Source organism: Candidatus Stoquefichus massiliensis AP9 (assembly GCF_000455285.1).
GTDB lineage: Bacteria > Bacillota_I > Bacilli_A > Erysipelotrichales > Coprobacillaceae > Stoquefichus > Stoquefichus massiliensis.
In genome coordinates, this window is record NZ_HG005285.1 from 196,329 (window position 1) to 209,136 (window position 12,808).

Annotated in this window: 7 protein-coding genes and 1 pseudogene; all 8 read right to left on the bottom strand. The window is 26.7% G+C overall.

Annotated features, from left to right (window positions below; translation table 11 throughout):
• Window positions 1-927, bottom strand: a pseudogene (locus tag BN350_RS18380) (ATP-dependent DNA helicase RecG); the annotation flags it as partial.
• 142 nt (window positions 928-1,069) lie between these two features.
• Window positions 1,070-2,230: a DUF2971 domain-containing protein gene (locus BN350_RS03210; RefSeq protein ID WP_028042293.1), complete on the bottom strand. Its 1,161-nt coding sequence runs from the start codon at window positions 2,228-2,230 to the stop codon at window positions 1,070-1,072.
• Window positions 2,231-2,312: 82 nt separating this feature from the next.
• Entirely contained in the window at window positions 2,313-2,897 is a 585-nt protein-coding gene (locus tag BN350_RS03215) for a hypothetical protein (protein ID WP_028042294.1), read from the bottom strand.
• A 24-nt stretch (window positions 2,898-2,921) separates the two neighbouring features.
• Window positions 2,922-7,850, bottom strand: a complete 4,929-nt coding sequence (locus tag BN350_RS03220) for a hypothetical protein (protein ID WP_147573514.1) — start codon at window positions 7,848-7,850, stop codon at window positions 2,922-2,924.
• A 1,387-nt stretch (window positions 7,851-9,237) separates the two neighbouring features.
• Window positions 9,238-9,375 (bottom strand): hypothetical protein, encoded by a 138-nt coding sequence (locus tag BN350_RS21800; protein ID WP_420885234.1) that lies wholly within the window; start codon window positions 9,373-9,375, stop codon window positions 9,238-9,240.
• 282 nt (window positions 9,376-9,657) lie between these two features.
• Entirely contained in the window at window positions 9,658-10,968 is a 1,311-nt protein-coding gene (gene rfbH, locus BN350_RS03230; protein ID WP_044600086.1) for a lipopolysaccharide biosynthesis protein RfbH, read from the bottom strand.
• 4 nt (window positions 10,969-10,972) lie between these two features.
• Window positions 10,973-11,890 (bottom strand): NAD-dependent epimerase/dehydratase family protein, encoded by a 918-nt coding sequence (locus BN350_RS03235; protein ID WP_028042298.1) that lies wholly within the window; start codon window positions 11,888-11,890, stop codon window positions 10,973-10,975.
• A 1-nt stretch (window position 11,891) separates the two neighbouring features.
• A partial coding sequence (locus tag BN350_RS20875) for a thiamine pyrophosphate-dependent enzyme (RefSeq protein WP_044600087.1) occupies window positions 11,892-12,808 on the bottom strand: 917 nt, incomplete at its 5' end.

The window sequence follows — 12,808 nt, forward strand, 5'->3', positions numbered from 1 at the left end:
CTGAGCAGCCAATATTTCTGTTGGAGCCATTAATGCCCCCTGATAACCAGCAAGATAATTGGCATATAAAGCCACACTACTCACAACAGTCTTACCACTTCCTACATCACCTTGTAAAAAGCGATACATCATACGAGGACTTTGTAAATCTTCAACAATTTCTTTCACTGATGTTTGTTGATCTTTGGTTAATTGATAAGGTAACGAAAGAATAAAAGATTGGAATTTTTGCATATCAAAGACTTTTGATATACCGACTTCCTGATTTCTTTGTTGTTTAATGAACTGCATTGTTAATTGAAATTTTAAGAATTCTTCATATTTTAAATATCTTAATGCTTGTTTAATATCTTCTTGAGTATCTGGAAAATGGATATTGTATAAAGCACTTTCTTTATGTATTAATTGATGTTTGATAATATATTCTTCTGGTACATAAGCTTCAATATTGCCTTTTAATAAGCTTAATGCTTTTTTAACATATTGAGCAAATGATTTTTGAGTGATACCTTCTTTTATAGAATAAACAGGATGTATACCTTTTAATTCACTTATTGGTTTTATTTTAATATCTGTAGCAGTGATCTTATCATTTTTACATTTCCCTATAATTGTAATCACTGTAGACATTTTTAAATACTGACGTAAAAAATGACGATTAAAGATTGTGACTTGATATTGTTGAAGATAGTGATCTTCAACAGTAAAAGACATTCTTGACATTCTTCCTTTAAAGAAGACTTTTGTAGGTGAGATAATTGTTCCTTCTATGATAATCTTATCATCTTCTAAAGTTGGATAAGTTTCTTCTATGATATCATACCTATATGGATAGTGCATAACAATATCTTCTAAGCTATCTATATTCATAGATTCTAATGCCTGATATCTCTTTTCTGTTGTCTTTAATAATCTTATATCTGTCATTTTTTATCACCTTTCCATATTTTACATGAAAACATAAAAAAAAGATACCCTAAGGTATCTTAAATAATAATTAAACCATTAAATTAAAATCTTTTCTAAAAATATTCTTCACATTAAAGATAAAATATTTCAACACAGTAAATTATTTTTTTGTTCTGTATGGTGTAGTTGATTTTTTTATATCAATATTTTTTAACCAATAAATTTTTTGCACATATTTTTCAATAGATTCCATAATTATATCTTGTTCCTGCGATGGTGCAACCATTATAGATCTTATTGGCCAATGCCCATGACACCAAACCTTATATCGTTTTTCACTTTTAAAATCCATTAGAAGTTCTTCAATTCCCCAAAATAATTCTTCCTGATTTTTTCCTATAGATATATATATATTCTCACCTTCAATTATTTCATGTTCAACATGGAAATTTATTTTATTAGAATACTCCTCTATTTTCTTTATAATATTTGCTTGAAGTACTTTTGGTAATGATTTCCCTATTTCGACTTTATCACAAAAAATATCATTATCTTTATTCTCACATTTAACATTAATATAAGGTTTTTTTATATGCGTACTTAAATCCTTCTCAAAACAAACATGATTTATTTCCTGAAGACTTGTTAATGTAAAAACCAATCTTTTCTCCTTTTCTTCCAAAAATCCACTGTGTTTTATATAAGGTATTAAAGTTCGAGAAACCATCTTTCTATTATACTCTTTAGTAACATATTGATTTTTATTTATATATTGATTAAGTGATTCTTTTAAATCATTACAATTAATATTTTGCAAAGAAGAATTAGTAATTGTCATATTTTGCAAATTATTCACATCAAATTTTACAATGTTATTTGAAATCACATAATCTACATAAAGTATTTTTGTTGGTTCCGAATATGAATAAAGTGAATCAATATCCTCCTTAACACTCAAAATTTTAAAAATATTATCCCTAGTAAAATCAAACTCTATACAAACTCCTTTATTAGCATACTCTCTCCACTGACTTAATAAATTTTCTTGCTCACAAAAACATATCATATAGTTTGATGAATGACTAGATATATCATTCTCTATATCCGTAAAAGATTGTACAATTTTTTTACCTGCCTTATGTTCCTCCGAATCATTGGAAAACATAACATTAGTAGCTCTCATCGTTTCATTCTCTGCAATAAGCCAAAATACATCAAGTGAAGTATAGTGAAAACAATTATTGAATTCCACACTATAAATATCCTCCTTACCAATTAAAAGCGTATGATACTTTTTCCATTCATTAATTAATTCTTTCATTTGTTCTTCCTTTCTACAAACCTTTTTATTCTATTCTTAACTATCTTAATTACACATTATAGTAAATTAATTTAAAATTTTTTTAATCATTTAATCCAACTATTTTATATAGAGTTTTCTTAAACATATTTAAATCTCCATACTCTCCACCACTTATATCATCAAAAATAAAGAAATGAAAGTTACTGTATTTTCCATTCGCTGTTAGACCTGCCACCTTTCTCCATTCACTTTCCTGTAAATTAGTAATATTTGTTTGATATATTACAGAAAAGACATCAGTCAATTCTAATAATTGTTTCGTGATTTGTCGTAAAATATAATAAGAATTATCCCTATTGTCATGCTCTTCTGTTTCTAAAAAAGCATCAATAACAAATATTATCTTAAATTTATTAAATTTCAGTTTATCTAATATTTTTTTGAATTTTGCAACATTATCTCTACTATAACTTTCAAAAATTTCATTTTCCTTTAAATTAAAGATTAGATCTATACCTTCAAATTTTCTTTTTAAATAATAATTTTCTACTTCAATTACTTCATTATTTTTTTTAGAAGTTTCTTTTATTTCACGTTGCCTTTGATCAATCAACTCATTAATTGATGCTGCCATTCTTTTAATTTTACCATTAGAATCATCAATATAAATAATTTTAACCTTCATTCTTTTCCCTCCTGGTTGTAATACTTATTTTAAATAAATAGGTAATTTAAAAACAATCTCCTTACTTGAAGACCCATCAATAGATATATTTTGCCCTAATTCAATAAGTACTGTTTTTTTCTCATTTTCATAAAATTTAAATATACTTTCACCTAAAACAGCTAATGAAATACCATTGTCTTTTCTTTTAAAACCCTTAACTATTTCTTCAAAACTAAAGTTATCATACACATCATTAGCAACACACAAATATTCATTTTCTTTCCAAAATCTAACGCAAACTTTATCATCAATTTTTTTGCCACTTTTCGATGCACTTTGAATAAGTTCAATAATTAGTGCAGAAAAGTCCTGTATATCAATAAGTTCTTCCTTTTTATTTTTTAGATATATATCATTATTATCATCTGGAAAAAAACATTTAAAGAAATTAAAATAATTTTCTTTTTCAATTAGTTGATTTTCTTTATTAAGAATATTTATTTTATCTTTATATATAAAAGTTTTTAATGAAACTTCTATTCTTCTAGCCATACAAATCCAATTAGTGCATGTTCTTATTTTTTTATCGCTTAAAAGAAGTATATTCATTTTTCCTATAACCCTACTTATAAACATACCAAAAATCAAGCTTCTATTATCCCAACCATTTTCTTTGAGTTCATCTTCTGTTAAATAAAATTTTTTACTTTGAGGATAGCCAAATAGAAATTTATTGGACACAAATAAAGGATTAGAAAACCCACCTTGTAATACACCTTCATTATGATCAAATGCTCTAGTTTTCTCAAATTGAGTAGTCAAATATTTCATATGTGATATTTCTTGTAATAAATCATTATTAAAATCTTTAGCAATTTTATTATTAATCATATTATAAAACAAAAAAACTAATTTTATATTTTGTATATAATCCATAATATTAATTTCTTGATTTTTGTTAATAATTTTATCATTACTGTTAGTTTCGTCATCATTGCTATATTTATCATTTAAACAAATAATCAAATATATATAATTACTTTTCTCTTTTCCATTAAATTTAATTATACATTTTTCCTCATCAAACATATATGTTCCTTGTTTAAAATCAAAAGTTTGACAATTTAGAATTGAAGTGTATTTATCATCTTGATTGGCCGATAACAAACTATACTTAGTTAGGTTTTTCAGTTCAACTTCATATATTTGAGATTCTTTGGTCTCGTTAATCAAATTGCACTCCAATTGATTATCTTTATACTCATAAGCAAACTTACAAATGAATTTTCCATCAAACAACTTTGTTAAATAATCAGATAATTCATCATAAAATGCAATAGTTTTAATCTGTTTAATCTCATTATCTGATTTCAAACTATTTAATTCTTTTTTTTCAACAACTTCATCAGATTCTTCATCCTGTTTTTTTAAATATTCATACATTTCAACCATAATTGAATTTAAATCTTCTATTTTAGAATTAATACTTAAACTTGATAAATTTTGTACATAGTTTGTAAGAAAATAGTGTTCTTCAATATTTTTTATATTATTTTTTTGAATATTATCTAAAGCGGTTAAGTAAATTTTACCATTATCAAAAAATAAAGAATAAAATAAATCTTGAACATATTTTTGTAAATTTGAATCTGCTAAATTTTTTGTGAGTGCAATTCTATTATATATTTCTGGTGAACTATCAGTGGAATTGATATATTCTTCATTATGAATGATTTCGTATTCTAAAAAATTAGACTTTGATTCATCTGAGTGTGAATTAATTAGTTGAAAAACCAATCCACTATATAATTGTACTATTCCATCACTTAAGTACTTTTTATCATTAAAATATTTAAGTATTTTAATAATGTTATTATATCTAATAATAAAATTACTATTTAAATAAACACTTTGTCTCATAAGAATCATCATTAACGATACTCTTTCTTTTTCTGAAGTTCCTTTAATTATTTTTTTATTTAGCTTTTTCAAATAAGATATATTATCTTCTGATAAAATATACTTTTTATTTTTTACATTTTTCTCTTCGGAATCAGTAGTTTTATTTTCTATCAGCTGAGATTTTAAATACTCTATTATATCTTCTCCCTCAAACATTATCATTTCAAAAATAATGAGAATAACATCAAAAATCACTTCCAAGCAAGCTTTTCTATATGCTAAAAAAGGAGAACTCATTGCAACAATAATATAAATAATTCTTTCAATTTGTGAGTTAAAAATATTTGTTAATCCATCTGTTTCAGATTTATTTTTTTGTAAATAATAAAGTGTGAAAGTAAACACATATTCTTTATCATTTTTATAAAAAATCATTCGGTCTAACTTTTTTGTAATAAAATGTGTTGTATAAAACATTTTGTATCCATCAAATTTCATCCCATCTTTAATCATGCTATCTATATCGAAAATATTTGATATAGATATTTTTTTATTATCTATTGATTCTAGATGATATGAATTTCTACAAGTGTTAAAGCGTTTTCTCAAATCAATTAATACACTATTATTTCTTGCATAATCATAAAAATTATATCTTTGACATAAATAACAAGAGCCTTCATGTGTTCGTAAATGTGAAATTCTTATATTAGTAAATGAATAAAAATCATTATAATCATCAATATAATTACTCTTTGTATTATTAGATAATCTATCTATTAATACAATGATTTTTTTAAAAATATTCACTTGCACTCTATCTGATTTTTTATCAAACATAGTTTTAATTAAACTCTTTGAGCGCAGAAAGGAAGTTCCTCTAATAATTTCATCATCCACATAATATACATTAATAATAGAATTGATATTTGAACTACAAAGATTATCATATATATCTTTCAAATATTTATACTTTGTAAAAAAATTGCCCCTATATTCTTTATCAGTATCTACATGTACAAGTAATGCTGATTCAGAGAAAATTTTCGAATGTACAAGTTTTACAAATGCAGAATTACTTGAATGAAGAGGAGATAAAATAATATTATATGTAATTATTTCATTTGATGTCTCTACTATATTATCTTTAATTTTCGCAAACCATCCTTCTATTTCATTTTCCTTACTTATAAAATATCTTTCAGTATCAATATAATATCTATAGTGTTTAGATCCACGCTCATAATGTCCAAAATATAAATAATCTTTTAATGTCGCTATTTTTTTTAATTCGTCAAGTTCGATTTTAATTTTATTATCGTCAAAACGAGCTCTTTTCGTAGGAGCCATCCCAATTGATAACATTGGCACAACTGATGTTTTATTTGTTTCTATTAATGGTATTTCATTTATAGGATTAGCTGGATAACATAATTCACATTTTAAAGCATCATACCACTTTAGCTCAATATCAATTAAATATTGAATTATTGATATTGTCGATTCTTCTGTTTCTAATGAATATAATATATATCTTTCATCTGTAGAAATATCTTTCCAATAAGACTTTTGAAGAGATTCATTTAATTTACCTTCATTAGGTTTATCTTTGACTTCAATAATACTGAAATAAAAACTTGATATATTCATTTCTCTATTTTTTGTTTCACTTATAAACTTTTTTTCTATTTTACCAAAAGTAGTTAATGTAGTACTGATAGGCACTATATAAACAACTTGTAACTCTTCTCCATCAGTTATCCAATCTTCTAATATTTTATCTAAATTTCTAATTTCCTCTATAGTTATTCTATCATTTATACGTTTGTTTGTAAAAATAGTATGTTTATACAGATTAGGCATATTTTGAGCCAATTCATAAACCAACATTTCCGAATATACTTCATATCCAATAAAAAGTGTTTTTTTATCAGAAATAAATTCCATATTTTCATCTTTTATATCTATTTTTTCAGTATTTTCTTTTAAAAATTCTGATATATTTATTTTATTTAAAGACGACAAACGTTCCATGATAATTTTAGAGAACTTTGAAGTATAATAACTATTATGAAATAATAATTCAGCTTCACAGAATGAATTCAAATGTATTTTTGATCCTATTCTTATATGTGTATCTCTTAACATAAATCCAGAATTATTATGAATTATATCTTGTTCCAACAAATTCTTAGTATGCTCTTCAAAAACAGTCAATCCTTTCTCGTTTTTTAAGTATATATCAAAAGGCAAGATATCTGAATTTTTAATTTCGAGATTCATTGAAGGTTTTGTTCTCAAATATGATTCAAAAATATCTGAAACAAAAGTTTTATATCCACGTGTTAAAGATACTTTAGATATTATATTGAGTACTTCTTTTATATTCTTTCCTTTGATCCAAAATTCTTCACGCTTTTCATTGTAAAGAAAAAACTGAATATTATTTAATACTCTTGAATTTCCCTTCTTATCATAAAAAACTGCCAGCATTCGAAAAATTTCAATAATATGTATAAGAGTACAATTTTTAATTGCGATGTAATATTCTTTTTCTCTTTTATTAAAAATAGAATTAAGCAATGATTTCATGAATAATTCTACACTTTGAATATGAAGAATATCGAAAACATAAATATCTTTATCTTTAGTTAACATTAAAGACAATTGATCAGAAATGTTTTTAATTTTTCCAAATTTATTATCTAAAGAATTAAAGTTAAAATTTTTGTCCAACTGTGAATAAAAAGAAGTGTTTTCGTTAAAAGTTATATACTTCACTTCTGGAGCTATTTCTGGTTCTATATACTTGATGTTTACATCTTTACACCCAAACTGACTTTCTGATATTTTTTCTTGAAATGGTAATAAAATATGAAATTGGCTACCCTTCATTTTTAATTGATCTGTACTCACATCACTATCACATGTTGAATATATCTCATACCCATTATTGCTAGCATTACATTTTGCTTGAAAATACCCATCATTACTTAATATCAAAGAATCAAAAAGTTGTAAACCATAATGATGAATAGCATTTATCTCTCTACTATTAAATTCATTCATAATATCAGAAACGTCCTGATTACTATCATCAAAAATATCACGTAATGAGAATTTTGCATCTATTAATTTTTTCTTTGTTTCAGGATCATTTCTTGAAATCTCAATTTCTTTTAAGTATTCATCAACAAGAGATTTATCTGAAAAATCAGAAACATATATTTCTAGAAAATACTGATAACTATTTCTTTGTAACTTCCTCATGTTCTCATTTTCTTTAACTAACTGTATCTTTTTTACGAATTCTTTTATATCAATATTATTATTAAATATTCTTTGAGATAGACTACTATTTATTTCTAATTCATTTTCTTCCTTCTCACCAACTTTTATATATGTTCTATTATCCTTCCCATCAAAATAGTTTTTAAATTCATTATTCAAATATCCTTCACTATTCTTATATGTATAAATTCTAAAAGTTAAAAAACCTAACCCGTTATTCTTTTGATTCCCAGCATGATAGACTATATTTTCAATCAATTGTAATAATCCATCAGCAATTTCACAACAATTCACAATATTTTCTAACTCTTCTTTTTGATATTCACTACTATTTTCAATAAATCCCATCTCAATTTTATTATTTTCATCAAAACGATAGTAAAAAAACAAACTAAATAGAAAGAATGCTAAAACACTTATATTTTGAGTTGTACCAAAAAAGAATTGTGTTGAAAAGTGTTCAATACATTTATCATATGCAGCTTTAGGGAATAACCATTTATAACAATTCTTTAATAATGCATTTTCCAAATTATTTCCGTTATAATTACATTTCTTAAAATCAAATCTTCTACCATTTTCATTTACTATTATTTTATTTAAAGATTCTTTAATCGGCTTTTTCAAAATTTGATATGTTTTATTATTAATAAATATGAGTGGTATAATTTTTGAAGTTCTGAATGTGTTATTAAATGTAAAATTCTCTTCTATCCCATCATTCTTAGTAAACTTGAATTTTAAATTTGGATTAAATACATTTTTATCATGACTAACAAAATATAAATAATTAATTATATTATAATAATCCTTATTTATATCTTCAGATAAAGACAGGTCCATATTTATTTGGTTAATTAATTCCTTTTTTTGTAATAACATCATACATAAGTATTGTAAATTTAATAGACTACCTGACTCATATTCAATTTTCAAATCTAATTTACTGTCCTTTTCCTGTAATTTAGTATACTCTGATTCAATATTTTTAATTAGAATCTCTTCTATATCATTTACATCTTCCCTATTCATATTCTCTTCACACCTTTTCTTATATTGTTAACGCTTACATAAAATATTAAAAAATATTAGTATTTATAAACTAATATTTTTCATCGTTAATCTAAATATCTATGTCACATAATCTCTGTTGATTCTAGATAATTCAAACACTATCCATCTTATCATCTGTACTGTATAGCACTTTTTTATTAGATTCATATACAAATGAGTTTGAAGCATAAACGAGATGTTTTACCTCATTATGTCTACAAGCTTCCAGTATATTATAGAAGCCTATCATGTTTGATTCTATATAGGCACCTAGGATTTGTAATGTAATATCTTACTCCTGCCTGTGCTGCCAGATTAACAACTACTGATGGCTTATATTCATCAAATATCTTATCTATATTTGCCAGATATTCTTCTATTTCATCATCCAGAGTAGGTGATATCTTATTGTTAATCTTATCAAGAATGATATCTACTGCCTTGATTTTATTATGCTGTGCCAGAAGCACAGCAATGACAGACCAACATAGCCTTTCCTTGCAACTGTAATTTTCATAATAAACTCCCTATTCTAATATAATTCAATAAATGACCCAAATACATTATAAATATAATTAATACAATCCTCATCAATGCCTGGCCATGTACCAATCCATAATGTGTTATTCATAATTTTATCTGTATTAGCCAAAGAGCCTGCAACTCTATATATATAGTTTTCTTGTGTAAAGCATGGCTGTCTTAACAGGTTTCCTGCAAACAATAGTCTTGTACCTATTTTATGTTCTTCTAGATATCTTGATAACTCATTTCTTGTAAATGGTGCATCATCCTTTACTGTAATTGTATATCCAAACCAGCTTGGATCACTGTTCGATGTTGCTGTTGGAAGAATAAGATAATCACTGAATTCAGATAATTTATCTGTAATCATCTGATAGTTTTCTTTTCTTCTGTTAATAAAGTATTCAAGTTTCTTTAATTGTGATACGCCCAAGGCTGCCTGCATATCTGTAACCTTAAGGTTATATCCTAGATGTGAGTATACATATTTATGATCATATCCTTCTGGTAAGTCTCCATGCTTCTGTGTAAATCTGTGTCCACAGATATTATCTTTACCTGGTGGGCAGATACAGTCTCTTCCCCAGTCTCTGATTGACTTAATGATTGTATATAATAAACTATCATTTGTCAGAACTGCTCCACCTTCTCCCATTGTCATATGATGTGCTGGATAGAAGCTACATGTACTGATGTGTCCAAACGTTCCTGTATACTTTCCATTGTATTTTGCACCCAATGCATCACAGTTATCCTCAATAACCCATAGATCATATTTCTCTGCTAGTTCCATAACCTTATCAAGATTAAATGGATTTCCCAATGTATGTGCCATGAAGATACATCTTGTCTTATCACTGATGGCTTCTTCAATGACTGATGCATCAAAGTCATATGTACCAATCTCACAGTCAATAAAGACTGGCACTAATCCATTCTGAATGATTGGTGATACAGTTGTTGGAAATCCAGCAGCTACTGTGATAACTTCATCACCTTCCTTTAATCTCTTATCACCTAATTTATGGGATGTTAATGCTGTAAATGCAATAAGATTTGCAGATGAACCTGAGTTCACCAATGCACAATATTTAATACCTAAAAATTTTGGAAACTCCTTTTCGAAGACATCACTATATCTTCCAGCAGTCAGCCACATATCCAGTGATGAATCAATCAGATTACCTAAATCATCACTGTCTACCTGCTTTCCTGATGCTGCAATATAGCTAACACCTGGAATCAGTCTTGTATTTTCATGTTCCTGTTCATAATACTGCTTTGCTAAAGCAATTACTTCTTCTCTTTTAATTGTCATTTATCTATTCTCCCTTACTTATCATATCTTTTATTCCACTAGTAAATGTATGCTTTGGATACCATCCAGTAGCTAATTTTAATTTTTTATTTGTATAGTTTAAGTTTGTAGTGCTTTTTACTGTTCCATAAATAATCTTAGACTGTGAACATAAGGCAACACTAATATCTTCAACAAACTCTTTGAGATGTTTTGTTTCATCACCACAAAAATTATAGATTCCTGAATCAGGACACTTTGTCATCATTAGAACAAGCGCATCAATTGCATCTTCAACATAGAGATAGTTCCACAGATTCATACATTCTGACTGTAAGTGCAATATACTATTTGTACTTAGAGCATGCATAGAAGCTGAGACTAAAGAGTTTTTATAATCTCCTGTGCCATATAAACTAATATAACGACAGTTATATAGTTTTAATTTGCATTTTTCTATTAAAATTTTATCAAGTCCCTTAAATAGCTTTGTCTTATACTTCCCATATGGATCTATTTGTGCTGACAAAATCATTTCTTCACTAATTGGATTGTCAGTTTCTATATTTCCATATTCTGCCTGTGATCCAGATAGAAAAATCATAATATCACTATTCTTTTGGATCAGTTCTTTGATAAATTCCAGACTGTACTGATAATTCTGTTTCTGCAGTTCTTCATTTTGTCTCTCAGCACCACGTATTCCCTGCCATGTAAAATGAAAAAGCACATCTATATGTTTATCAAAGCCAGCAAAATATGTACAATATTCATTAAAATGAAGATGAATTATCTCTATTTTCTGAAAAACTGAAATTTCATCTATAAAATCATTGACTCTTCTTGTAACAATATATATTTTGTTGATATAGTCATCTTTCAGTAGTCTTCTGATGAGATGCGAAGCAATAAAAGCTGTACCACCAGTAATTAATACATTCATACTATAATTCCATCAGTTCCCTATATAATTTTTCATCTAAAAATGGAGACTGATCCTGTGGTTCATGATTCATCACAGATTTTGGTACAACATAAGTGTTTTCTGAAATCTTCACTTCAATGATTTCTCCATATTGTGTATCTAAATCAATATCTTTAATATCGTTAATTGATGAAGCAGCAGTGTACTTCAAATCATATGATTTGGCAATTCCTTCAAAGTCAGGAACAGTGTAGCCCATTTCTGAAACTGTCTGTGCAAAACGACTTTCCAGATACATTTCCTGAAAATGTCTTATCATTCCAAGACTGTAGTTGTTTATGATAATAATCTTTACTGGAATCCTTTCTCTTCTGATGACCTGCAGTTCCTGAATATTCATCTGAACTCCGCCATCTCCATTAAAGCTTATGATTGGCTTTTGATTTGAGCCAAAGTATGCTCCAATCGCTTCTGGCAGTGAAACACCCATTGACCCAAAACTGGCTGAAAATAAAATCTTGCAGTTCGATTTGATTTTCGATGACTGAGCTACCCATACCTGGTTTTGCCCTACATCTGTTGTTATAATGGCTCCATCAGGTATTCTTTCCATGATAGCATCAACAATAACATTAGGATTATTCTGATCAATATTTACAAGCATACTTTGTATTTTTTTACATATTTCCTTCCATTGAGAGTAATCAGTAGTCAGTTTACAGTGACTCAGCCCATCTATAATGTTCTGGGCATCACATTCTATATCAATTTCATTGTCCTTTACCTTATAGGTCAGTTCATCGCTGTCTATATCAAATCTGATGATTCTTGCATTTTTTGCAAATTTATCTCTTTGAGTCCCCACCTGACGAATATCCATTCTTGAACCAATTGATATAATCAGATCAGACTTAGCAACAATGAAATTGGAGCATC